A 23,137-nucleotide genomic window follows, 5' to 3' on the forward strand; every position below is an offset into this window, starting at 1 on the left:
CATAGGGCGCAGCGAGTCAACCCACAAACTGCCGCAGTGTCGTGAAACGATCAGAGCGCCGCGAGGGATCCCCGACGCACCAGCTCGCGACAGGAGATCGCTGTGATCGCGAGCGGCTCGGCCACGATCGTCGAAAGAACGTCGGTGGCGGCGTGATGATGGCGGTGCGCGCCAAAGATTCCCGCATGACGCGGATACCCGGCCCTGACGATTTCCGTGAGCTCCCCCGCCGCACCGTTGTCGGATGGATAGGCCGCTTCGATCCCGGGCTGGCCCTTGAAGATTTCGCGCGCCGCGCTGACCAGTCCGGGCGAAGTCATCAGGAAGCGGTTGGGATCGACGCTTGGCAATGGCAGCAGGCCGCCGGGGATCTCCTGATAGTCGCGCGTGGCAACATTGGCGCCGAGATGGAGCCAGAAATCGGTGTCGACCGGCGGTGGCGCAAACGCGTCGTGGAAGCGTCCGGCCCCCAGATTTTCGTATTCGTGACCGCTGGTGGCAACGAACAGCAAATTGTGCCGCGCAAGCGCGTGCGGTGCCCAGGCTGCCAGCGCCAACCAGATGGCGATCCCCGGCCCGCGCTCACCGACGCAATCGGTCCACCCGGAGCGCGGCGTCGATACAACCACCCAGCGCCGCCCCGGACGGTCCCGCCGGCCGACAACGTTCTCGGCCGGGCGCATCCCCCGTTCACCCGTCAGGACGAAGCGGGCCTGCAGTCCGTTACGGGCCGCTTCCAGCACCTTTCCCGCCAGCCGCGGCGCGAGCAGAGCGAGCGGCAAGGTCCCATTCATGGCCATCGGCACATTGAGGCGCAGCGCCTCTCCGCTAGGTCCGGTGGTAACCACTATGACTGCGGCAGCGCCGCGTCGAGCCGTGTCCTCCAGGACCGACCGCACCCGGTTGTCGAGCAGGCTCGACCAGCGCCAATGCGGCAGGCGAACGATGGCGATCGCGCCGTCGAGGCGACCGGGCACCTCGGCAAGGACGAGCGCGCCGGTGATCCCTTCAGGGGGGGTGAAAACAACGGGCGGTTGGACGACCAGCTCAGTCTCGCGGCTGTCGAAGGTCAGTGCGCAATGCGCTGTTTGAAAGCAGGGAACGTCGAACCGTTGCCGCTCGACCTCAAGGCCGAACTCGGTCAGGCGCTGTGCCAGCCAGTCCGCAGTCAGGCCGTCACCCGGCCCGCCGGCTTGCTTGTTCCCCGCCTGCGCGAACAGCCGCAGGTCGGCCATGAGCCGTTCGGCCGTGAACGCCGCCGCCACCGGCGCTGCCGCCCCGGCCCTCGCGGATCCGGCGAGCGGCGCGGCCAGCGCGGCTTTCAGCACCGTGCGCCGGTCGGATCGGCCAGGCTTCATGGCGTCCGGTTCCGTCGGCGCCCGGCCTTGGCCTTCGTGCGCTGGGCCTTGTATTCCTCGAACGCTGCAGCGAAGCGGTCTTGGGTCACGGCGATCAGCGCCCGCGCCGCTGCATCGGCGGCATCGGCTTCGCGGGCAACGATATGGCGACACAGCCGTTCGTAGAGCATTGCCGATTCGCGGCCTGCGTCATGGCCATGAGCCTCGATGAAGCTGTCGGTATAGACATTGTGCTGCCAGCGGGCGAGCAGCGCCACCCGATCGAGCAGCTCGAGCGCAAGCGGCGAATTGCTGCGCTTGGCGATGAACCGCCCGATCCGGTTCGAGACGGCGATATGTTCGAAAGTGTTTTCTGTCCGCCGGGTTACGTCCTTGTATTCGACCAGCCGATGCATCAGCTCGCGGCCCTCGCGGTCGCTCATCTCGAGGGCGGCAAGGCGGCAAGTCACCCCGAACAGCGCCTTCCACAGTTCATAGACTTCGGTTGCGGCATGCTCGTCGATATCGATGACGTGCGTGCCGCGCCAGGGCACGACCTTGACCAGCCCCAGCCGCGCCAGCTGCCGGAAGGCATCGCGCACGGGGGCGTGACTAACGCCGAATCGCGCGGCGATTTCACGCTCGCGTAGCCATGTCCCCGGTGGTATCCGCCATTCGACGATATCGTCGGTCAGCAGGCGCGCGATGACGCGATCCTGCGTGGGGGACTTGTGCTCCTCCTCAACCGTGGCGGGCATGGCTTTCCTTCAAGTGAAACAGTGTGTTTCGGGTAGCTCTCACCATTACCGACAATGCGCAATTGCATAATGTTGATATTATCGATAATAATGCTGCTGGCAAGTCGGTCGTTCTGGAGCGGATTTCGATGATGCGCGTTTTTACGATTCTGGCGGGTGCCGCTGCGTTGGCCACTCCCCATGCCGCGATCGGCGAGACCCTGCCCGGTTGTTCCGTCGCGCTGGCCTACTCCCAGGCTCACCAGGGCCTGGCCGTGCTGGTGCTGCGCGATGGGGAGGTCGTTTGCAGTTCGGCCAAGGTGGATGAACCGCATGAAGTCTGGTCGGGCACCAAAAGTCTGGTCGGCTTGATGGCCGCTGCGGCAGTTCAAGACGGAATGCTGAGGCTCGACGAAACCGCGGCCAATACGCTCACAGAATGGCGCTCAGACCCACAGAAATCCACCGTCACCCTGCGCCAGCTCTTGAGCATGACAGCAGGTCAGCCCTCGGCAGTCGGACGGCCCCAGGGTTATGCGGATTCGCTCAAGATCGCGCTTGTCGCCGCGCCCGGGACCCGGTTCCAGTATGGCCCCGCGCCGATGCAGATCATTGGCGAGGTGATGCGGCGCAAGCTGATCGCGGCAGGCCAGGATCCAAATCCCCGCTCCTACATCGAGCGCAGGCTGCTCGCCCCGATCGGGGTTCGCGTTGCTGAATGGCGCAACGGGCCCGACGGCAATCCGCTGATGGCCCAGGGCTTGGTCCTGTCGGCCAGGGAATGGGTCAAGATCGGCGAATTCGTCCGTGCCGGCGGGACCGTGGGCGGCAGGGCGTTGGTCGACAAGCACGCATTCGCAGAGCTCTTCCAAGGAACCGAGGCGAACGCGGCCTACGGGTTGACGTGGTGGCTTCCGCGCCAATCGGCGTCGCGCGATCCCGTGACTCGAACAGCCGATTTCGCCATGTCGCCCACTGGCCTGCCGAGAGACATGGTGGTCGCTGCCGGGGCCGGCGATCAGCGGCTCTATGTCATTCCTTCTCAGCGGCTGACCATCGTGCGCCAGGCCAGGCTGGATCTTGCGGCGTTGCTGATGCGCAGTGGTGGCGCCGACTGGTCCGATAGGCAGTTCCTCACCCTGCTGCTTGGCAAGTGATCGTGGCGGGCTGCGGCGGTCGCAGCTGCTGGCCGATCCAATCCGGGAGAATTACCCTTGCGGGCCGCGATCGGGCAATGCGATGACAGCGCGGAAGTCGGGCCCGATCTGGTCGAACCGCAGGGCCCCGCCAAGCGCCCGCACTGCCTGGTCGGCAATGGCCAGGCCCAGCCCCGTGCCGTCCTTGCCGCGGGCTGCCTCTCCCTGTGAAAACGGGCGCAGGAGGCTTGCAAGGGCGCCCGGGTCGATGCCTGGACCGTGATCGGTGACGCTGATCTCGATCCCGCCGCTGCGGCGCCTGGCCCCCAGGCGGACCGGCGCACTGCCATGCTTCAGCGCATTTTCCACCAGGTTGGCAACCGCACGTTCCAGCGCCTTGGGGCGCACCGTGGCCGCTAGCGGTGCCTGCACGTCAAGGCTTACCTGGCCATCCCACCCCATGTCGGCCGCCAGGTTGCGCACCAGGCCCGCAACCTCGACCGGCGCAGACGCCTCGGCCTCGAAGCCGCGCGCGAAATCGAGGAACTGCCCGAGCATCGCCTCCATCCGCTCGGTCTGCCTGACCGCCGTTGCCAGCAATTCCGGATCGGCATCCTGCATCAGTTCGATGGACAGACGCAACCGGGTAAGGGGCGTGCGCAGATCGTGGCTGACCCCGGCCAGCATGACCGCGCGGTCCGCTTCCTGCTGGCGCAGGCGATCGGCCATCCGCAGAAACGCGGCTGCAACCGCCTGCACCTCGCGCGGGCCCTCGATTGCCACGGCCTCAGCGCCGGAATGGCCATCGTAGCGATCGACCGCGTATGCAAGGCGGCGAAGCGGCCGGTCGATCCAGCCCTGCACCACCAGCCCGACGGCCAGCGCCACCACCGAGGCGACGAAGAACGCCAGCAGCAAGCTGGTCATCGCGCTGCGCTGCCGGGGCGGCGTCAAGCTTACCCAATAGTCGCGCCCGCCCAGATCAAGCCGGACCCACAGGCGATCGCTACTGTCAGTAATCCAGTCAAGACTGCCGTCGCGGCCAAGCCGTTTGGCCAGCACCTGCATGAAGCTGATTTCAAGGAACGAAGGAAAGCGCTGTCCATCGGCGGGTGGAGAGGACAGCGGCCGCAGGAGCAGCCGGCCTTGCGCGTTCAGGCGTTCGATCAGCGCGTCCTGGGCAGTCACCGGCAGGCCGGCCATCGTCATCGACAGCGCGCCAACCGTATCGGCCGTGACATTGGCGATCCGATCGGCCTGCGGCCTGATCACCATCCGGTGGACCAGCATGCCAGCGCAAACTTGCCCGGCCAGGATGACCCCGACCAGCAAGGCCATGTTGCGGCTGAACAGCCGTTCAAGCATCGCCATTTGCCGCCAGGACATAGCCGACACCCCAAACCGTGCGGATGATCGTGGGATCGGCTGCATCATCGCCCAGCGCCTTGCGCAGCCGGGCGATCTGGACGTCGATCACCCGATCGGTCACTTCCGCATCCCGCCCCAGCGCGCGATCGATCAGCTGCGCGCGGCTGAGAACCCGCCCGGGGCTGCGGGCAAGGGCCGCCAGCAGGGCGAATTCCCGTGACGACAATGGTATCGGGCGACCTTCGCGCTTCACGCTCATCGCCGCAAGGTTCACCTCCAGACCGCCAACAACCAGCAGATCATCCTTCGACGGTGCCCGATCACTGGTGATCCGGCGCAATTGCACACTGATCCGTGCTACCAGTTCGCGAGGGTGAAACGGCTTGGCAACATAATCGTCCGCACCCAGTTCCAGCCCCAGCACCCGGTCCACCGGATCGCCGCGCGCGGTCAGCATGATGACCGGCAGGCTTTCCCCGCCGCCGCGCAGCCGCCGCAGGATCGCCAGGCCGTCCTCGCCCGGCATCATCAGATCGAGGACGATCAGATCGGCACCGTCGCGCTGCATCGCCTGGTCCATGGCCTGGCCATCGGCTGCGCTGCGCACCTGGAAGCCGTGTTCTTCCAGATAGCGGTGCATCAGCGATCGAAGCTCGGGATCGTCGTCGACAACAAGGATTCTGGGGCGTTTCGCGGTCATGGGCGGAACCTTGTCAGTCAGGCCGGGTGCGCACCAGAGGCGATTTCGTGACAAAGTGCGACACCGGCCCTTCCTCGACACACTTTGACACACTTTCGCTCGTTCGCGACATCACCGCGCAATACCTTCGGGCGACAAGGACGGCACAGAAAGTTGTCAACCAAGGAGTAAGTCTCATGACCAAGCGTTCTCATCTGATTGTCGCCTTCGCCGCAACTGCGGCACTCGCCTGCGCAAGCGTTGCCGAAGCGCGGCAAGGTTCGGTGCGTGTTCGCGGAGCGAATGGAGCCGCCGCTGCCGCAATCGGGCCGAAAGGCGCTGCTGCGCGCGGTCACAAGACAACGACAAGCGCAGACGGAACTACCACGCGGACTGCTGCTGGCGGGTTCAGGGGAACGAACGGATCGTCCGGTACCTCGACCGCTTCGACAACGTGGTCGCCCGATGGCTCGGTCAGCCGCACGACGAGCGCCTCCGCCGAAGGCCCTCGTGGCAGCGCCAGCACCCAGTCCGATTTCCAGCGTAGCGCCTCTGGGACCTGGTCGGGCGGGCGTTCGACCACCGCGACCAGCAGCGCAACCGGCAATACCTACACCGGCTCGACCACGATCGATCCTGCAACCGGCAAGCCGGTCCACACCGGAACCTGCACCGACGCTGCGGGCGCCGTCATTCCCTGCCGCTGATCCAATCCAAAGCCCCCCCGCGGGGAGGAGCGGCACTCCGTCGTTCCTCCCCTAATCCGAAAATGAGGGAGGTCCCCGTGCCTAATCGAACCACAGCTCGCGGCAAGTCAACAGCAAGCTTGGCCGCGCTCTTTGCCGCAATCAGTCTATCCGCGAGTGCGCCAGCCCTCGCCCAACCGGATCAAGCGTCGGCGTTGCGGCAGTTGCAGGAACGCTTCGGCGATGCCGACGGAAATCGAGATGGGGCGGTGAGTCGCGCCGAATTCGTCGCGTACCGCGCTGCGCAATGGTCGCGGCTTGATCGCAACGACGACGGCTTCTTGAGTCCTGCCGACCTTCCCGGGTTCCTGCAATCGCGGTGGAATGGTGAACGCGCCAGTGAATTGCGCCGCAACTACGATAGGGATCAAGACGGCCGGGTCTCAAGGCAGGAATTTCTCACTGGCCCAACACCGGCATTCAATCGAGCCGACACCAACGGCAACGATCTCGTCAGTCGGGCCGAACTGGATGCCGCCGTCGCGCAAGACCTCAAACGGTGAACCCGGAACTGGCCCAGCGCCACCCCTTTCTTTTGCTGGTCATACTGAGTGCGGTGCTGGCGGAGTTTCTCTGGCGTCGCCGAAGCGGTTCGTACGACTTGCGCGCCGCTTCGGCCAGCTTCGGTGTTGCGGTTGGCCAGGCGCTGATCCGGCCGGTTTCGGCCCTGCTCATGGTGCCGCTGTTCCAGGCGGCCTATGCGCTTTCGCCGTTCGCCATGCCAGTCCAAGACTGGCGCACCTGGGCCGCCGGATTCGTGGCGGTCGAGTTCGCCTATTACTGGTTTCACCGTGCCAGCCACACCATCCGCTGGATGTGGGCGACACATGCCGTACACCACAGCGCCGCCGAGCTGGTGTTGCCCGCCGCGATCCGCCTGGGCTGGACCGAGCTGTTCTCGCTGGGATGGGCCTTCTTCGCGGCATTGATGCTGATCGGCTTCCCCCCGATCGTGGTTGTCACGCTGCTCGGGCTCAACCTGCTGTATCAGTTCCCGCTGCACACCGAGGCGATTGACCGGCTCGGGCCGCTCGAGTGGGTGCTGAACACTCCGTCGCATCACCGCGCCCACCACAGCAACAATCCGGGCTGGCTCGATTGCAATTTCGGCGGGGTCGTTATTGTGTTCGACCGCATGTTCGGAACGTTCCGCGCCGAACCGGTCGAGCGCGGCTTGACCTATGGCCTCGTTCATTCCCACGCCTCCCATAATCCGCTGCGGATTGCCCTGCATGAGTGGCGACGACTGTTTGCCGACATCGAGGCCGCGAATGGGCTGCTTGGCAAGCTGCGGGTTGCGGCCGGCCGGCCTTGATTGCGATACAGCCCGAAACTGGTTCTAACGGGGCCGCGCTCGATCCATGCCATCACCGTAAAAAAAAAGCGGGCGCCTGCCGAAGCGAGCGCCCGCCAAGGGTGGAGAGAGGTATGTGCTTCAGCCTTCGGGGCGCTTGCCGATGCCGATGCCACCATCGCTGAGCAGCACAGTGCCGGTCATGTAGGCCGAGTCCCGGCGCGAGGCGAGCAGGGCATAGAGTCCCGAATGATCATCCGCTTCAGCGATCCGTGCGAGCGGTGTCATTCCGGCAATCATCGCATCGAGGCCTTCCATATCTTCCATGTGGACATCAGCCGTACCGCCGGCCTTGGTGCCGCCCAGCGGTGTGCGGGTGCCGCCAGGGGCGACACCGTTGACGCGGATGTCCGGGGTCAGTTCCCAAGCTAGCTGGCGGATCAGACCCAGCACCGCGTGCTTCGACGCCACATAGGGCGTGCCGCCGCCGCCTGTGTAGAAGCTCGAAGTCGAGGCCGTGAAGATAATGCTGCCTTTGGTTTTCCTGAGTTCCGGAATGGCGGCCCGGGCACCGAGAAAATAGCCTTTGACGTTGACGCCAAAGATTTCATCCAGCGTTTCCGAAATTTTCTCGGGCTCCATGTCCGCCAAAGGTGTCATGTAGTCCCATATCCCGGCATTGCCGACAAACACGTCAAGCTTGCCGAAAGCGGCTACGGTTGCGGCGACCGCCGCTTCGTTGTCGGCATAGTTGCGGACATCGCCTTCAACCACGACCACCGCGTCGCCGTACCGCGAGCGCACCATGGCGACCTGGTCGGCGTCCCTGACCAGGACGCCGACCCTTGCACCTTCTTCGATAAAGCGGGCGACAACCGCCGCGCCGATTCCGGTGGCACCGCCGGTCAGCAGTGCCACCTGTCCTTCGAGTCTTGCAGTCACATCGTGTCTCCCAATGATCGCTGTTTGCCGATCACTGATCGAACATTCCGGTGCGACCTTCCTGCAGGTTCACCACCACCGACTTGGTCTGGGTGTAGTGGTTCAGCACTTCATGGCTGAATTCACGCCCGAAGCCGCTTTGCTTGTAACCGCCCAGCGGCATGTTGGCCTTCAGGTTGTAGTAGCGATTGATCCAGACCGTGCCAGTTTCGAGCTTGCGCGCAATCCGGTGGGCTCGGGCGATGTCCTTGGTCCAGACGCCGCCAGCGAGGCCGTAAGTTGTATTGTTGGCCTGCTTCATCATGTCGTCTTCGTCGCTCCAGGTGATGACGCTGGTAACCGGTCCGAAGATCTCTTCCTGCGCGATCCGCATGGAGTTGTTGACGTTGGTGAACACGGTCGGCTTGATAAAATTGCCATCGGCCAGATCTGCGGCATCCGAGCGGCTGCCGCCGGTCAGGACCTCGGCCCCTTCCTCGGTGGCCAGGCGCAGGTAGCTTTGCACCTTGTCAAACTGCATCTTCGATGCCTGGGCGCCAAGCTGGGTCGCCATGTCGAGCGGGTCGCCCTGGCGGATGCCTTCAAGCGCGGTCTTGAACTTGGCCAGGAACTCGTCCTGGATCGACTGGTGCAGGAACAGGCGCGAACCGGCCAGACAGACTTCGCCCTTGTTGAGGACGGTCGACATGGTCGCGCTTTCCACCGCCGCGTCGATGTCGGCATCGCCGCACACGATGTGCGCCGACTTGCCGCCGAGCTCGAGCGTCTGGGGGATGATGTTGGCCGAGGCATACTGGATGATCCGGCGCGCGGTGGCGATCGAACCGGTGAAGGCCACCTTGGCGACATCGGGGCTGGTGACCAGCGCCTCGCCCACGTCCGCGCCATAGCCGGTGACGACGTTGATCACACCCGGCGGCAACAGATCAGCCATTTCCACGAAGAATTCAATCACCGAAAGGCAGACCGTTTCGGCCGGCTTCAGAACGACAGTGTTGCCCGAGGCCAGCGCGGGCGCGATCTTGCACGCCATCATCAACATCGGCACGTTCCACGGAATGATCTGCGCGCAGACGCCGAGCGGTTCGCGGTGAACGATGCCGATCGCGTCGGGATAATCAAGCGTCTGGCCGTGCAGGCCATAGGCAGCACCGGCGAACAGTTCGAACTGCCCGATCGTCTGTGGCATATCGAAATACATCGATTCGCGCATCGGCTTGCCGTTGTTCAGCGTCTCGAGCGTGGCGTAGTGCGAATGGCGCGCCTTGAGGCGGCGCGCGACCTCGATCAGGATTTCTTGGCGCTCGCCGGGCAGGCTCTGCGACCACTTGGGAAACGCCGCCTTGGCGGCGGCAATCGCGCGTTCGATATCCTTGGCGTTGCCGGCCTGAATCTTGGTCAGCACCTTGCCGGTCGAGGGATTGAGCAGATCGATGGTCTTGCCGCTGTCCCCGGCGATCCACTCGCCGCCGATATAGTGGCCGTACTCGGACTTGATCCCGTATTCGTTTTCTGCACTTCTCAACTGCGTAGCCATCACAATTCTCCCTTAGTTTTCATCCAATTTCGATGACCAGGTCATTCAAAGGATAGAGCCGACAGGCCAGGACGTATCCCTTTGCCTGATCGGCGACAGAAACCTTGGCCGTGCTCATTTTGCCGGTCCGGTATTCGCCCTCGACGACTCGAACCACGCAAAACCCGCAACCACCGCCGCGGCAGCCCACTCCGATATCGTTGCCACCACTCCGCTCCATCGCGATCAGCACGCGTTCACCCTCGGGGCACGCGAACTGCCCCCCTCCGACGATTCGGATCTGGTGGGTCTCAGTTCTCATTCGACCAATCTTCTTCGACCCGGGGTTGCGCGGCGGCGGCGGCGGCGGCCTTCGCAGCAAAACTTAGCCCCCCTACCGCGAAATGCGCCGGGGCCATCTCGCGAAGGATGACGCGAACCGACTCACGCGGGGCCCCGATCGCATCGATGGCAGCATCGGTCAGAGCCTTGATCAGCCGCTCTTTGGCTTCTGGCGGGCGCCCTTCGAGCAGGTTGACCTCGATGATCGGCATATCAGGCCTCCACCTGGAACATGACCGCGCCAAGGTTCTGCACGGTCGTCCGCACGGTCTGGCCGGGAGCCAGGTTGGGCGCGGCGGTGATGCCGCCAGCCATGACGATGTCACCGGCGTTGATCTGTTCGCCCGCTTCGGCAACCAGCCGGGCCGCAGCAACCAGCGAACGGATGGGGTGGCCAAGGATCGCCGCGGTCGACCCGACCTGTACCACTTCGCCATCGATTTCGAGGATCACGCCCAGATTCGAAAAATCGATCCGGGGATCGCACCAGGATCCGATCACCAGCCCCGACGAGGAAGTGTTGTCGGCGATCACGTCCTCGAGCGCGAACTTGAAGTTCTCGTAACGGCTGTCGATGATCTCCATCGCCGGGGCGATCGCTTCGACTGCTGCCAGCGCAGCGGCGGCAGTCACCTTACCGACCAGCGGCGCCTTCATCAGAAAGGCGACTTCCGGTTCGACCCGGGGGTGGACGTAGCGCGCGCGCGAAAGGGCGGATCCTTCCTCGACCAGCATCGCATCGGTCAGCCTGCCCCATGCCACTTCGTCGACGCCGACCTGCAACATCTTGGCCCGGCTGGTCAGCCCCATCTTGACGCCGATGCGCCGTTCGCCGCGCGACAGGCGCCGATCGACCGAGAGCTTCTGCACCTGATAGGCCTCTTCCACCGTGAAAGCGGTGTCCACAGGGGTGATTTGCGGGGTAGCTGTTGCTTCACGCTGTGCAGAGTCGAGCGTTTCCGCGTATTTCGCCAGCCTGTCCATCTCAGTTCGCCTTGGCTTTGATCAGATCAAGCGCAACGTCGATGATCATGTCTTCCTGTCCTCCGACCATCCGGCGGTTGCCCAATTCGACGAGGATCTCGCGGGTATCGATGCCGTACTGTTCCGCTGCCTTTTCCGCATGGCGCAGGAAGCTTGAATAGACGCCTGCATAGCCCAGGCTGAGCGTCTCGCGATCTACCCTCACCGGACGGTCCTGAAGCGGGCGTATGATGTCGTCCGCCGCGTCCATCAGCGCCATCACGTCGCAGCCGTGCTTCCAGCCCTTGCGGTTGGCGGCGGCGATGAACACCTCGAGCGGGGCGTTCCCCGCGCCCGCCCCCATGCCCGCGAGACTGGCGTCGATCCGCACCGCCCCTGCCTGCGCCGCAACGATCGAATTGGCCACGCCGAGCGACAGATTGTGGTGCGCGTGGATACCGCGCTGGGTTTCAGGTTTGAGCACACGGTCATAGGCTTGGAGACGTGCAATCACGCCATCCATGTCGAGCGCCCCGCCGCTGTCGGTGACATAGACGCAATGCGCGCCATAGCTTTCCATCAGCAGCGCCTGCTGGGCGAGCGCCTCGGGCTCGATCATGTGGCTCATCATCAGGAAGCCCGATACGTCCATGCCCAGATCGCGCGCGATGCCGATGTGCTGCTTTCCGACGTCGGCCTCGGTGCAGTGGGTCGCGACCCTGACCGAGCGCACTCCCATCGAATAGGCCCGCTTGAGTTCTTCGGCGGTGCCGATACCGGGCACCAGAAGCGTGGTCAGCACCGCGTTCTTGATTACGTCGGCGGCAGCCTCGATCCAGTCCCAGTCGGTATGGGCGCCAAATCCGTAATTGAAGGTCGAACCGTTCAGGCCATCGCCGTGCGAAACCTCGATCGCATCCACCCCTGCATCGTCAAGCGCCTTAGCGATCGTGCGGACGCTGTCGGTGCCATACATATGCAGGATGGCGTGCATCCCGTCGCGCAAGGTCACGTCCTGGATGTAGAGCCGGTCGGATTCGGGATCAAAGGTCATGCTGCGGTCTTTTCCATATGAGTCTTGGCCAGGCTCTCGCCTGCCGCCTTGGCGGCAGCGGTCATGATGTCGAGGTTGCCGGAATAGTTGGGCAGATAATCGCCCGCGCCCTCGACCTCGAGGAACACGCTGGTCTTGAGTCCTTCGAATTCACCGTAGCCGGGGATCTTGAGCGGCCGGTTCGAGCCAAAGCGTTCGAACTGTACTTCCTGCTTGAGCCGGTAGCCCGGCACGTACGACTGCACCCTTGCAATCATAGCCAGGACCGAATCGCGCACCTTGTCCTCATCGACCATTTCCGACAGCGTGAAGATCGTATCACGCATGATCATCGGCGGTTCGGCGGGATTAAGGATGATCACAGCCCGGCCCTTGGCCGCGCCGCCGACAGTTTCGATCGCCCGCGCCGTTGTGCGGGTGAACTCATCAATGTTGGCACGGGTGCCGGGACCGGCGGAGCGCGACGAAACCGACGCGACGATTTCGGCGTAGTGCACCTTGGCGACCTGCGAGACCGCCGCGACGATCGGGATCGTCGCCTGCCCGCCACAGGTCACCATGTTGATGTTGCGCACCGCGGCATCGACCGCCGGGTTGACCGGGGGAATGGTCGCCGGGCCGATCGCGGCCGGGGTAAGGTCGACCATCAGCTTGCCGTCACGGGCGAGGATTTCGTCGTGCGCCTTGTGCGCATAGGCCGAGGTCGCATCGAAGGCGATGCCGATATCGGCATATTGCGGCATCCGGCGCAGGCCCTCGATTCCTTCGTGGGTCGTCGGGACGCCGCGTTCGCTGGCCATCGCCAGGCCTTCCGAGGCCGGATCGATCCCGACTACCGCCGCCAGCTCCAGAGTGTCCGAGCCCTTGAGCAGTTTGATCATCAGATCAGTGCCGATATTGCCGGAACCGATAATCGCGCATTTCATCCTGGCCATTTGACCAACCTCCACTTCCAATTCAGTCAGCAGCAAATGTAGCTCGGACAGTGCCAAGCCCATTGATCCGCGCTTCGACGACATCGCCGCGAGAAACCCCGGCCATCGGGCCGAGCGCGCCCGAAAGGATCACGTCGCCTTCCAGCAGGGGCCGCCCGGCATTCGCCATGACCCGCGCCAGCCACAGGGAAGAGGTGATTGGGCTACCAAGACAGGCGATTCCGGCGCCGACCGAAATCGGTTCGCCTTTTACCTCCATAACCATGCCGCACGTGCGCAAATCCAGCCTATCTAGCTTGCGCGGCACCGCGCCGAGCACGAACAGTCCGCTCGACGCGTTGTCGGCGATCGTGTCCCAGATCTTGATGTCCCAGTTGGCGACGCGGCTGTCGACGATCTCGATTGCCGGAACGACATATTCGACCGCGCGGATCATCTCGGCGGTGGTCATGTCGGGGTGGGGCAAATCCCGCCCAACGACGATCGCAATCTCGGCCTCGACCTTGGGCTGGATGACTTGATCAAGCGACACCGGGATACCTTCCGGCACGTCCATGTCTGCGAACAGCATCCCGTAATCGGGCTGGTCCACCCCCAACTGGCGCTGGACTGCAAGCGAAGTCAGGCCGATCTTGCGCCCTACGAGCCGCCGCCCGCTAGCCAGGTAGTGCCGGGTGTTGGATTCCTGCACAGCATAGGCGGCCTCAACGCCACCGGCGGCAATCAGGTCTCGGATCGGACTGACCGGCTTCCCCGTTTCGGCCGCGCCGCGCAGCGCCAGAGCCGCTTGTTCGATGGTTTTAGGGTCGATAGTCATCGTCTTAAAGCTTTACGCAGATGTTGGTGATCTCGGTGTAGAATTCGAGGCTGTGCACCCCGCCTTCCCGGCCTATGCCGGAATGGCCGGACCCGCCGAAAGCCGTGCGCAGATCGCGCAGGAACCAGGAATTGACCCAGCACACCCCCACGTCCATCGCCGCCGCCACGCGGTGTCCGCGGGACATGTTTTCGGTCCAGATCGAGGCGCACAGGCCGTAAACCGTATCGTTTGCAAGTGCGATCACCTCGTCCTCGCTGTCGAACGGCACGATACCGCAGCACGGTCCGAAGATTTCCTCGCGCATCACGGTATCGCCGTGGGCGACGTCGATCCACAGCGTCGGTTCCACGAAGAAGCCACCGGCTTCCGCACCCGAGATTTCGGGAACGCCGCCGCCGGTGACCACGGTGGCCCCGTCCTCGACCGCACGGCGATAGTAACCCAGCACTTTCTCGCGGTGCTCGGCGCTGATCAGCGGGCCGAGATAGGCGCGATCACCGGTCACGCCCGGCTTGAAGCCCTGCGCCGCCGCCGCCATCCGCGCCACGAAGGCGTTGAAGATCGGTCGTTCGACATAGACCCGCTCGGTTCCGAGGCAGACCTGCCCGGTGTTCAGGAAGACCGAGCGCGACAGACCCTCGACCGCCTTGTCGAGGTCGGCATCGGCGAACACAATCGCCGGGTTCTTGCCACCGAGTTCGAACGAAATGTCGCGAACGCCGATCGCGGCCTTCTGCATGATCGCCTGTCCGGTGCCGGTCTCGCCGGTGAAGGTGATGGCATCGACATCGGGGTTGGACGTGAGGAATTCGCCGGCCGAACCCGGACCGAATCCGTGGACGACGTTGTAGACACCCTTGGGCATGCCCACCGCGTTCATTACTTCGCCCAGCAGGGCAGCGGTCCGAGGCGTTTCCTCGGACGGCTTGACCACCACGGTATTGCCGCAGGCCAGCGCCGGGCCAACCTTCCAGGTCATCAGCAGCAGCGGGAAGTTCCACGGGCAGACCACCGCGACCACACCCTTGGGCTTGCGCACGGTATAGTTGAGCGCCTGGCCGCCATCGGGGGTCGATGTGTTGAAGCTTTCGCCCGGCATCGTCGAGACGACATCCGCGAACATGCGGAAGTTGGCGGCCCCGCGCGGAATGTCGATATGGGACGCGACATGGCGCGGCTTGCCGGTGTCGGCCACTTCGGCAGCCAGGAAATCATCCGCTCGGCGTTCGATCTCGGTCGCCACGGCGGCGATCAGCTTGACCCGTTCGGCCGTGGTCATCTTGCCCCACGGCCCCTTGAGCGCGGCCTTGGCCGCCGCAACAGCGTCGGCGACGTCGGCTTCGCTCGCTTCGTGAACAAGTCCGATCTGCAATCCGGTGGCCGGATCGATATTGGGAAACGACTTGCCATCGCTTCCCTGGCGATAGGAACCATCAATGAAGTTCAGGATGGTTTCCGTGACAGAAGGCGAGGCAGGTGAGGTCATTGGTGCAGGATTACCTAAGTTGGCCAGAGGGCCATGTTGGATCAAAATTTCTTTGCGCCGACTGCGGCCAGACCGGCGTTGGCGAATTCGACGTCCATCGCTTCGCTTCCGCCGGAAACACCGATCGCACCGACGAATTCACCGGCGATTTCGATCGGCAAACCCCCGCCGAACATCGCGATGCCCGGCTGCGCGACGATCCCGTCGCGCAAGGCGGGATTGCCCGCGACCATTGCATAGAGCTCCGGCGTCGGGACGCGGAAGCTGGCGGCGCTGTACGCCTTGTCCTGCGCGATCTTCGCGGACGGTGAAGGGGAGCCGCTGGCGCGCAGAAACGCAACCAGATCCCCCCCGGCACCGACCACGGCGGCGACGACCGGACAGCCCACAGTGGCACCCTTGGCAACGGCCGCAGCCGCTGCCTTGAGCGCCAGTTCGTGACCGACTGTCCGGATCGTAACCACCCCGTCCATGATCAGGTGTTCACCGTCATGAAGCGGTCGTTGAGCGCCTTCTCGTAGTAGAAGATCGCCTTGCCGGCGCTCTCCGCCTGCCACATCCGCTGCGGATTGTCCGGGTAGTAGATGTAACCGCCGCTGAAAGTCTCGTTGCGGTTGCCCGACGGATCGAAGAAATAGATCGTCTGGCCGCGGGTGATCCCGTGACGCGTCGGTCCGATATCGAGCGAGATGTCGTAACGGCTGATGATATCGGCAGCATGGCCGACATCATGCCAGGATTCGAGATTGAACGAGGTGTGGTGGATCTTGCCGTCTTCGGGATAGCCGAGGAAGGCAACATCATGCGCCTTGTTGCTGCAGCTCAGGAAGATGCCGAGGCGGGTGCCGCTGCCTTCATCGACCAGCTCCTCGGTAACCGCAAAGTCGAGCGCATCGACGAAAATCTTTGCGGATGCGGAGATGTCCACGCCATTCAGTGCGCAGTGATCGAAGCGGGTGGCACGCATGCCGCGCGGTTCGACCACCCAGACATCGGGGTTCTTGACCGCCGGGCCGGTGGCCGACAGTTCCATTTCGGCGTAGAGTTCGAAAACGTGCTGGGTCGGCGTGCTGAAGCGGATCTTGCGACCCACACCGGGGTCCGATCCGGCCGGGATCACATCGACATGCACGCCAATATCGAGCAGGCGCTCGGCGAAATGATCGAGATCAGCGTCCTTGGCGACCTTGAAGCCCATCACATCCATGCCGGCCTGATCGGCCTCGCGCAGGATGATGCTGTGACGATCGAATTCGTCGAACGCCTGGAAGAAGGCGCGGTCGCTGTCGCGATTGACGAAGTTCAGGCCAATCCGGTCGCGATAATGGGTAATGGCCTCATCAAGGTCGAGGACCCTGAGTTGCACGTAACCAGGACGAATTACACCAGTTAGAGCCATGACGATTCTCCTCTCCGATCAAGCCTTGAGGCCATTCTTAAAGAACTCGGCAACCATGCGATTGAAGCTTGCCATCCGTTCGATCTGCACCCAGTGCCCGCATTCGGCGAAGACGTGCAGATCTGCCCGCTTCATCAAACCGGCAAGTTTCACGGTTGAATCCAACGGGATGACCTGATCGGCGACGCCATGCAGGATCAGCGTCTCGTGTTCGAGTGCGGCGATGTCTTCCTCGCGGCTGGCGAGCATCGCCACATTGCGCTGGCGGTCGGCACCGCCGAAGGTGGCATGATATGGCTCATGCGCTTCGGGCCGGGCGCTGGCGACATAGCGCGACTGGATCAGATCCTCGGTCAGGCGGCTGTGATCCCAGGCCAGGTACTTGAGCGAATCGCGCATCGCCTCGACCGAGGGCTCATAGCCCCAGACCTTGTCGAGCGCCGGGGTGATTGGAAAGTTGAGCCCGGCCGGGCCCATCAGCACGGCGCGCTCAACCCGGTCGGGATGGGCAATCATGAACGCCAGGGTGATGCCGCCACCGAACGAATTGCCGACCATCGAAACCTTGTCGATGCCCAGCCCGTCGAGAAAACCGGCCAGCTGATCGACCCAGATCTGCTTGTCCTCGATCCGGCCCTTGCTGTCCGAATAGCCGAAGCCGAACATGTCGGGCGCGATGACCCGGAAATCCTCGGCGAGAACCGGCATATTCAGCCGCCAGTTGGCCCAGGCAGTCACGCCCGGGCCCGAACCATGGACCAGCAGCACCGGGTCGCCTTCGCCGACGTCGTGGTAATTGGTCGAGCTTCCGCCGACAACCAGCGACCTACCGATTTCCGGACGTGCCGTGTCCAAAGTCGAGCTTGCCATGGTAGCCATCCGATCCTTTCCCGCCTCGATGATTTTGTATTCGGCTGAACCTGGACGCCGAATCGCCGTCTCTGTCGCCAGAGGCGTCATTCATTGCACTATTTGAAACGCATTTGCAAATGAAGAACGACGTGGGCGACGGCGATCGCCGCCGCCCCGCGCCCTTCGATCAGATGAGACCTTCGGCCTGCAAGGCCGCCCCAACCGCAGGCCGCTGCGCAATCCGGCCGCAATAGGCGCCCAGCGCGGGATAGGCGCTCATGTCGATCCCGACATGGGCAGGCCAGCCCAGCATCACGAACAGATAGATGTCGGCCACGCTAAAATCGGCGCCCACATAGTGCTCTTTGCCGGCGAGATCCTTATCGACCGCGGTCAAGTGATTCTTGACTGCGGTCGTAGCGGCTGCCTTGGCTTCATCGCTGGTGCCGGGCGTAAACAGGGGCACGAAGGCCTTGTGAAACTCCGAACCCAGGAAGCTCAGCCGGCTGAGCAGGCGGTACCGGTCCATGGTGCCGTCGCGCGGCGCCAGGCCGGCTTCCGGCTTCTGGTCGGCGATGTAAAGCAGGATCGCGGGATTTTCGGTCAGGGTTTCGCCGCTGTCGAGGGTCAGCGCCGGAACCTTGCCCGACGGGTTGACCGTCAGGAAATCGTCTCCGGTCTCGACCTTGCGGGTCGCCAGATCGACCTTCACCGCATCGAAAGTGGCGCCGGTTTCGCGCAGGGCGATATGCGGAGCGAGCGAACAGGCACCAGGGCTAATGAACAGCTTCATGGATAGTCTCCTTCTGGGAAAACAGGAAATTGGGGATTGGCTCAGATCGGGGTCGCCAACAGCGTGGCGATGCGCAGCGTGTCATAGATGCAGGTCCGGCTTTTCAGTCGAACGGTTCCACCGCTAAGATCAAACCGATCGACATATTTGCCGGCATTGTAGATGCGCGTTTCACCATCGTTACGGGTCTGGAAGACGACATAGCTGGCTTCAGCAGAAACCTGGTCGCCTTCCACGCCGGTGATCACCGCACGCCCGATCAGGTGCCGGTTGAAATGTTCGGGGAAGACGTTTGCCTTGCGCAGCGCGACAACCCGATCCGCCAGCATCCCTTTGCTGTCGCAATACATCACAGCTGCGGGCAAGCCGTTATCGACATTCTCGCGCGCGATCACCTGGTACAGGCAATCGTCAACGAACAGCGTGGGCCATTGCTCGAGCCGGTCATCATCAAGGCAAAGCCCGTAAGCCGCGTTGAAATCGTCGATCGCACTTTGCGCGACTTGCGCTACTTCGGCTGCAACGCTCATGCCCGGCCCTCCGCTGCGAGATCGGCCAAGGCATTGCCCATCAGCCCGAGATAGCCCTTCCAGAACCCGCGCACGGAATTTTCATCCATACCCATCGGGGCGTATGACGGTCGGACATCGTCCCCGCCCATCTCGACGAAGCTGCGCTTGCCTTCGGCACCGATCGTGCCCTGCTGGCACAGTTCGACCGCTTCGCCGTCTTCCATCGAAATCAACCCAGACGGTCCAACCAGGTTGAGGTTGCGAAGGCGGTGGCGAGTCGTTTCATCGTCATCGTCGGCATAGCCGAAATAGGTCCAGACCAGCTCGGTCTTGTCGGTCCCGTGGGGCACGATCTGCCTGGTGGCGAGGGTGTTCTGGATCTGCTGGACAACGACAGACGGGAAGATCGACTGGATGTGCAGTCCGACATCATCAGCGATCTCCGGGCGGAATGCCAGCAGGCGCTCGTCCTGCAACTTGGCCTCACCCTGCATCTCGCGGTTGGCCTCGTCACCGAACGAGCCGTAGTCGACATTGCCCTTGGGCTTAGACACGGTAAAGACGGTGTGGTAGCCCTCGTCCGAAACCAGACCCGCGCTTTCCTGGCTCTGGCGGTAGATGCCGAAAGTCGGATAGAACAGGTGCAACAGACCGCCGTGGTAGCTGTCACGACTGTTTTCCGAATAGAGCTTCCAGTTGCCGGCCATGAACTGCCGCGCATAGCCCAGAACCTTGACCGGGCGCTGGAAGACGCGCTGAATGTATTTGCGCATCACTGGACCCAGAAAGTCGTCGAGCGGGGCGATGGTCGAGTTGAAGGTGCCGAACACGAGGCCGCCGAATGTCTCGACCCGCAACCGCTCCAGCGAATGCTCGGCCATATTGAATTCCTTCGAATAGCCGCCCACGCCTTTCAGCCCCCGCCGGAACGGCACGCCGACAAGCGCACCGGTCGCGTCGTAGGCCCACTGGTGATAGACGCAGACGAACGCCCCGTCGGCCTGGTTGCCACGCAGCGAGCGGCACACGGTTGCGCCCTTGTGGGCGCAGCGATTTACCCAGGCATGGATGGTGCCATCGGTTGCCCGCGTCACCACCACCGGAGTATTGCCGACATGGGTCGAACGGAAATCGCCGCTGTTGGCCAGCTCGGCTTCGAGGCCGAGGTAGCACCAGGTCTGTCCGCGAAAGATGTTTTCCTGTTCGGCAGTGAAGATCGCTTGGCTGTGATAGACTGCGTAATCGACCGCAGTCGGCTCCGACCCCGCGGCGACGGGCATGGTTTCGGCGTTCATGGTCTTCTCCCTAAGCTTGTTCGAAACCGCGGCCCGAAGCGAGTCGTCCGCAAGTGCGCATCGCGCTCAGCATCATCGCGGCATCGGCCTTGCCGGTACCGACGATGTCGTAGGCGGTGCCATGGGCCACCGACATGTGCAGGTACGGCGGCCCCATGATGATCACGCTGTTGCCCGAAAAACCCCAGGTCTTGACGGCGATGTGGCCCTGATCGTGGAACATCGCCAGGACCATGTCGTAGCGGCCCTCGATGCAGTGGCGGAAGACCGAATCGGGCGCGATCGGCCCTTCGACATCGATGCCCCTTGCCCGCGCCGCTTCAATCCCAGGCGCAATTTCAAGGCGATCCTCGTCGCCCATGGCATGTGGGTTGAGACCGGCAACCGCGATCCGCGGTTGGGCGATGCCCCACGATTGCATGGCCTCGTGCAGTTGCCCCACCGCCGTGGCGACGAGGTCTGCCGAAATGACGTCGATCACTTGCCGCAGCGACATGTGGTCGGTGAGATGCGCAACCCTGAGCGGCCCGGTCAGCAGCACCAGATAGCTTTCGCCCGGGGTCGGGCTGATGACCCTGTCGAGCTTCTTGGCCAGTTTAAGCGAACCGGTGCTGATCGGCCCCATGATCGTGGCCGCGAAAGAACCGTCGCGGGCAAGCGCGTCGAGCTCGTCCAGCCATTGCGCGGTGGCGTGCCCGGCGGCCTCGGTGTCCTCGCCCAGGGGCAGAACGCCATCGGGCAGCGCGCCGGTATCGATGACGTCGATAATCGCGGGATCGTCGCTGGGCTTTTCGAAGCAGCGCATGACCCGCAGCCGGGCCTTGGTGCCGGTGAAATCGAGCGCGCGTTCCACCGCAGCCGCCGATCCGAGCAGCACGGGGATCGAATCCGTGTGTACGGCACCGTCGGCCAGCGCCCTGACAGCCACTTCGGGTCCGATCCCGGCGGGATCACCGATCATCGTCCCCACGACGGGGCGCACCCGCTCAGAGGCTGTAGACATCGGCTACTTCTTGGAACAGATCGGTGACGACAATCGTCTTCTTGCGGCGGATCACGAACGAATCATCCCGAGGTTCGAGATCATAGAAGGCCCACCCGCTGAGAGTGGCGACTTTGCCTTCCAGCACCGAAACCGTGGTCCAAGACGTCCGCGCATGCACCTGGCCATCGCTCTCCTCAGCAGACAGCAGGGAGAACTGGTGAACCGTGCGTGGCTGCGGCGTGCTCGCCGCCGAGCGCCGGGTCCTGATCCGGAACACCCGATCCTCAAGCCCGCCCCGGTTGGGATAGTAGATCAGCGAGACTTCGTTCTGCGGATCCGCAGTCGGCCGTTCGTGATCGTCCCAGGCTGGAACCCAGTATTCCGCCTCTTCGTGATAGAGCGCCAGCCAGGCATCCCAGTCCTTGTCGTCAAGCGCCATGGCTTCCTGACCGATGAAGCGGGAAACCGCCAGCCAGCGCGAATGGAATGCGGTCATCATGCCTTCTCCAGCGAACGCTCAAGGAAGGCGGCAAGCTCGCTGCACTCGCTGTCGATGGCCTTTTCCATGAGCGTGAGCCACTCGTCATGGATCGCCACATAGAGGCCTTCGTCGGCAACCGCCGGGCTGCTCAGCACCACATTGAAATCGAGCGGCTCGCCGAACTTGCCCGGGCCGGTGTCCCAGCGCGTCGAACCGCGCGACATCTCGTTGTAGCGGCCTTCGCCGGCGCCATAGCCGGTCTGGCAGTTGTTGAATTCGGTCAGGTCGTCCGGGGTCGCCATGCCGGTCGAATTGAAGAAATCCTCATACTGACGCAGCCGCAGGGCACGCGCCTCGGCGCTTTCGCCGACCGGGGCGATGCACACCGTGCTGACTTCGGTCTCATCCACCGCCAGCGGCTGGATGATGCGGATCTGAGTGCTGGTCTGGTCCATCAGGAAGACGTTGGGAAACAGCTGCAGGTTGCGGATGCGCTTGTTCATCCACTTGGCCTTTTCGGCGCCGTAGGACTCTTCGAGCCAGTCGATGATCTCGAAATTGGGGCGATCCATGAAGTTGGCATAGTCGGCCCACAACACCGTGTGTCCGTTGTGGAACGAGAACGACCCGCCATCGCGCGCGGTGAAGCCATTGAAGCTAATCGCCTTGGTTTCGTTCTTCGAAATGCCTTCGACGCGGCGCTGAACCGTCATGAAGTAGTTGGCGTGCGTGGTCATAACGTGATAGCCGTCGAGCCCGTTCTCGACCTGCATCTTCCAGTTGCCGTGATAGCGGTAGCGGTTGGTTCCGGGCAAAACTTCCATTGCGCCGGACTTCGACTGGTCCACCAGGATATCGATGAAATCCCGCGCGCCGGCGAGGTGATCGACCAGCGGGACGACATCGGCGGAGAGGCTGGCAAAAATGAAGCCGCGGTAGCTTTCCACCCGGGCGACCGGTTGAAGCCCGAAATCAGCGCGATTGAATGCCTCCGGATAGCCCCCGATGCTCTCATCGGTGACGTCCAGCAGGTCGCCCCCGGACGAGAACGTCCAACCATGGAACGGGCACATGTGGTTGCGCTTGTTGCCGGCCCGCTCGCGGCACAGGCGCGCGCCACGGTGCGAACAGGCATTCACGAAGGCGCCGACATCGCCGGACTTGTCGCGGGTGACTAGGATGGGGACGCGGCCGATTTTCGTAGTGATGAAATCGTTAGGCTTGGGAATCTGGCTCTCGTGCGCGAGGTAGACCCAGTTCCGCTCGAAGATGTACTTCATCTCGAGCTCAAACAGCGCAGCTTCGGTGAAAGCGGCGCGGTCCAGCTGGAAGATCCCGCGTTCATGATCCTTCTTGAGCCAAGCGCGCATGCGCCCTTTCAAGCCCTGCAAGTCGGCAATCCTGCCGCCGATTTTCTCAGCGAGTTCCATCGATCCTCTCCCGTTCTGTGCGTCGGGCACCCAAT

Annotated in this window: 26 protein-coding genes; 4 read left to right on the forward strand and 22 right to left on the reverse strand. The window is 63.4% G+C overall.

All coding sequences use genetic code 11. The annotated features are described in order from the left end of the window. Positions 1-50 precede the first annotated feature (50 nt). Both B0I00_RS14895 and B0I00_RS14900 read right to left on the reverse strand, forming a co-directional pair. Complete coding sequence (locus B0I00_RS14895; RefSeq protein ID WP_100868219.1) at positions 51-1,358, reverse strand: hypothetical protein; 1,308 nt, start codon at positions 1,356-1,358, stop codon at positions 51-53. After that, the gene (locus tag B0I00_RS14900; RefSeq protein WP_100868220.1) at positions 1,355-2,095 is read right to left on the reverse strand and encodes a GntR family transcriptional regulator; all 741 of its coding nucleotides are present in this window, start codon (positions 2,093-2,095) and stop codon (positions 1,355-1,357) included. Before B0I00_RS14900 ends, B0I00_RS14895 begins: the two co-directional genes overlap by 4 nt. A 23-nt stretch (positions 2,096-2,118) precedes the next feature. Here B0I00_RS14900 and B0I00_RS14905 point away from each other — a divergent pair, with 23 nt between their 5' ends. After that, positions 2,119-3,231, forward strand: coding sequence for a serine hydrolase domain-containing protein (locus B0I00_RS14905; protein ID WP_157812592.1), 1,113 nt, complete (start codon positions 2,119-2,121; stop codon positions 3,229-3,231). A 51-nt stretch (positions 3,232-3,282) separates the two neighbouring features. Here B0I00_RS14905 and B0I00_RS14910 read toward each other — a convergent pair whose 3' ends face one another. Together B0I00_RS14910 and B0I00_RS14915 are read right to left on the reverse strand one after the other, a co-directional pair. After that, positions 3,283-4,596 (reverse strand): ATP-binding protein, encoded by a 1,314-nt coding sequence (locus tag B0I00_RS14910; protein ID WP_100868222.1) that lies wholly within the window; start codon positions 4,594-4,596, stop codon positions 3,283-3,285. Next, positions 4,568-5,278 carry a response regulator gene (locus B0I00_RS14915; RefSeq protein ID WP_100868223.1) on the reverse strand — a complete coding sequence of 237 codons (711 nt, stop codon included), beginning with the start codon at positions 5,276-5,278 and terminating at the stop codon, positions 4,568-4,570. The genes B0I00_RS14910 and B0I00_RS14915 overlap by 29 nt, the downstream gene beginning before the upstream one ends. Before the next feature lie 176 nt (positions 5,279-5,454). Here B0I00_RS14915 and B0I00_RS14920 point away from each other — a divergent pair, with 176 nt between their 5' ends. The 3 genes from B0I00_RS14920 to B0I00_RS14930 all read left to right on the forward strand — a co-directional run bounded on the left by B0I00_RS14920 (position 5,455) and on the right by B0I00_RS14930 (position 7,318). Further along, complete coding sequence (locus B0I00_RS14920) at positions 5,455-5,964, forward strand: hypothetical protein (protein ID WP_100868224.1); 510 nt, start codon at positions 5,455-5,457, stop codon at positions 5,962-5,964. A 119-nt stretch (positions 5,965-6,083) separates the two neighbouring features. Further along, positions 6,084-6,506: an EF-hand domain-containing protein gene (locus B0I00_RS14925; protein WP_198519270.1), complete on the forward strand. Its 423-nt coding sequence runs from the start codon at positions 6,084-6,086 to the stop codon at positions 6,504-6,506. After that, the gene (locus B0I00_RS14930) at positions 6,503-7,318 is read left to right on the forward strand and encodes a sterol desaturase family protein (RefSeq protein WP_100868226.1); all 816 of its coding nucleotides are present in this window, start codon (positions 6,503-6,505) and stop codon (positions 7,316-7,318) included. The genes B0I00_RS14925 and B0I00_RS14930 overlap by 4 nt, the downstream gene beginning before the upstream one ends. A gap of 120 nt (positions 7,319-7,438) precedes the next feature. Here the strand turns inward: B0I00_RS14930 and hcaB are convergent, their stop codons facing one another. The 18 genes from hcaB to B0I00_RS15020 form a co-directional block, all read right to left on the reverse strand. Continuing rightward, positions 7,439-8,239, reverse strand: a complete 801-nt coding sequence (gene hcaB, locus B0I00_RS14935) for a 3-(cis-5,6-dihydroxycyclohexa-1,3-dien-1-yl)propanoate dehydrogenase (protein WP_100868227.1) — start codon at positions 8,237-8,239, stop codon at positions 7,439-7,441. 31 nt (positions 8,240-8,270) lie between these two features. Beyond that, positions 8,271-9,776 (reverse strand): aldehyde dehydrogenase family protein, encoded by a 1,506-nt coding sequence (locus B0I00_RS14940; protein ID WP_010891011.1) that lies wholly within the window; start codon positions 9,774-9,776, stop codon positions 8,271-8,273. A gap of 19 nt (positions 9,777-9,795) precedes the next feature. Next, on the reverse strand, positions 9,796-10,077 hold the full coding sequence (locus tag B0I00_RS14945; RefSeq protein ID WP_010891012.1) for a 2Fe-2S iron-sulfur cluster binding domain-containing protein: 282 nt from the start codon (positions 10,075-10,077) through the stop codon (positions 9,796-9,798). Continuing rightward, positions 10,067-10,309 (reverse strand): 2-hydroxymuconate tautomerase, encoded by a 243-nt coding sequence (locus tag B0I00_RS14950; protein ID WP_100868228.1) that lies wholly within the window; start codon positions 10,307-10,309, stop codon positions 10,067-10,069. The genes B0I00_RS14945 and B0I00_RS14950 overlap by 11 nt, the downstream gene beginning before the upstream one ends. A gap of 1 nt (position 10,310) precedes the next feature. Further along, on the reverse strand, positions 10,311-11,081 hold the full coding sequence (locus B0I00_RS14955) for a 2-keto-4-pentenoate hydratase (protein WP_100868229.1): 771 nt from the start codon (positions 11,079-11,081) through the stop codon (positions 10,311-10,313). A gap of 1 nt (position 11,082) precedes the next feature. Then, positions 11,083-12,114 (reverse strand): 4-hydroxy-2-oxovalerate aldolase, encoded by a 1,032-nt coding sequence (dmpG, locus tag B0I00_RS14960; protein WP_100868230.1) that lies wholly within the window; start codon positions 12,112-12,114, stop codon positions 11,083-11,085. Beyond that, positions 12,111-13,049: an acetaldehyde dehydrogenase (acetylating) gene (locus tag B0I00_RS14965; RefSeq protein ID WP_100868231.1), complete on the reverse strand. Its 939-nt coding sequence runs from the start codon at positions 13,047-13,049 to the stop codon at positions 12,111-12,113. Before B0I00_RS14965 ends, dmpG begins: the two co-directional genes overlap by 4 nt. A 22-nt stretch (positions 13,050-13,071) precedes the next feature. Then, positions 13,072-13,866 carry a 2-keto-4-pentenoate hydratase gene (locus B0I00_RS14970; protein WP_100868232.1) on the reverse strand — a complete coding sequence of 265 codons (795 nt, stop codon included), beginning with the start codon at positions 13,864-13,866 and terminating at the stop codon, positions 13,072-13,074. Positions 13,867-13,870: 4 nt separating this feature from the next. After that, positions 13,871-15,355 carry a 2-hydroxymuconic semialdehyde dehydrogenase gene (locus B0I00_RS14975; protein WP_100868233.1) on the reverse strand — a complete coding sequence of 495 codons (1,485 nt, stop codon included), beginning with the start codon at positions 15,353-15,355 and terminating at the stop codon, positions 13,871-13,873. Positions 15,356-15,396: 41 nt separating this feature from the next. Then, positions 15,397-15,828, reverse strand: a complete 432-nt coding sequence (locus B0I00_RS14980) for a GlcG/HbpS family heme-binding protein (RefSeq protein ID WP_100868234.1) — start codon at positions 15,826-15,828, stop codon at positions 15,397-15,399. Between the two features lie 2 nt (positions 15,829-15,830). Next, the gene (locus B0I00_RS14985; RefSeq protein ID WP_100868235.1) at positions 15,831-16,754 is read right to left on the reverse strand and encodes a catechol 2,3-dioxygenase; all 924 of its coding nucleotides are present in this window, start codon (positions 16,752-16,754) and stop codon (positions 15,831-15,833) included. An 18-nt stretch (positions 16,755-16,772) separates the two neighbouring features. After that, positions 16,773-17,624 (reverse strand): alpha/beta fold hydrolase, encoded by an 852-nt coding sequence (locus tag B0I00_RS14990; protein ID WP_100868353.1) that lies wholly within the window; start codon positions 17,622-17,624, stop codon positions 16,773-16,775. A gap of 169 nt (positions 17,625-17,793) precedes the next feature. Continuing rightward, complete coding sequence (gene gstA / locus B0I00_RS14995; RefSeq protein WP_010891022.1) at positions 17,794-18,399, reverse strand: glutathione transferase GstA; 606 nt, start codon at positions 18,397-18,399, stop codon at positions 17,794-17,796. Positions 18,400-18,440: 41 nt separating this feature from the next. Continuing rightward, a complete protein-coding gene (locus B0I00_RS15000; RefSeq protein WP_010891023.1) occupies positions 18,441-18,929 on the reverse strand; it encodes an aromatic-ring-hydroxylating dioxygenase subunit beta in 489 nt (162 codons plus the stop codon). Continuing rightward, positions 18,926-20,206: an aromatic ring-hydroxylating dioxygenase subunit alpha gene (locus B0I00_RS15005; protein WP_100868236.1), complete on the reverse strand. Its 1,281-nt coding sequence runs from the start codon at positions 20,204-20,206 to the stop codon at positions 18,926-18,928. Before B0I00_RS15005 ends, B0I00_RS15000 begins: the two co-directional genes overlap by 4 nt. Before the next feature lie 10 nt (positions 20,207-20,216). Beyond that, a complete protein-coding gene (locus B0I00_RS15010) occupies positions 20,217-21,209 on the reverse strand; it encodes a PdxA family dehydrogenase (RefSeq protein WP_100868237.1) in 993 nt (330 codons plus the stop codon). After that, positions 21,193-21,690, reverse strand: coding sequence for an aromatic-ring-hydroxylating dioxygenase subunit beta (locus B0I00_RS15015; protein WP_011906646.1), 498 nt, complete (start codon positions 21,688-21,690; stop codon positions 21,193-21,195). The genes B0I00_RS15010 and B0I00_RS15015 overlap by 17 nt, the downstream gene beginning before the upstream one ends. Continuing rightward, positions 21,687-23,102: a Rieske 2Fe-2S domain-containing protein gene (locus B0I00_RS15020; protein WP_100868238.1), complete on the reverse strand. Its 1,416-nt coding sequence runs from the start codon at positions 23,100-23,102 to the stop codon at positions 21,687-21,689. The genes B0I00_RS15015 and B0I00_RS15020 overlap by 4 nt, the downstream gene beginning before the upstream one ends. Between the last annotated feature and the right edge of the window lie 35 nt (positions 23,103-23,137).

It is taken from the genome of Novosphingobium kunmingense (assembly GCF_002813245.1).
Classification (GTDB): Bacteria; Pseudomonadota; Alphaproteobacteria; order Sphingomonadales; family Sphingomonadaceae; genus Novosphingobium; species Novosphingobium kunmingense.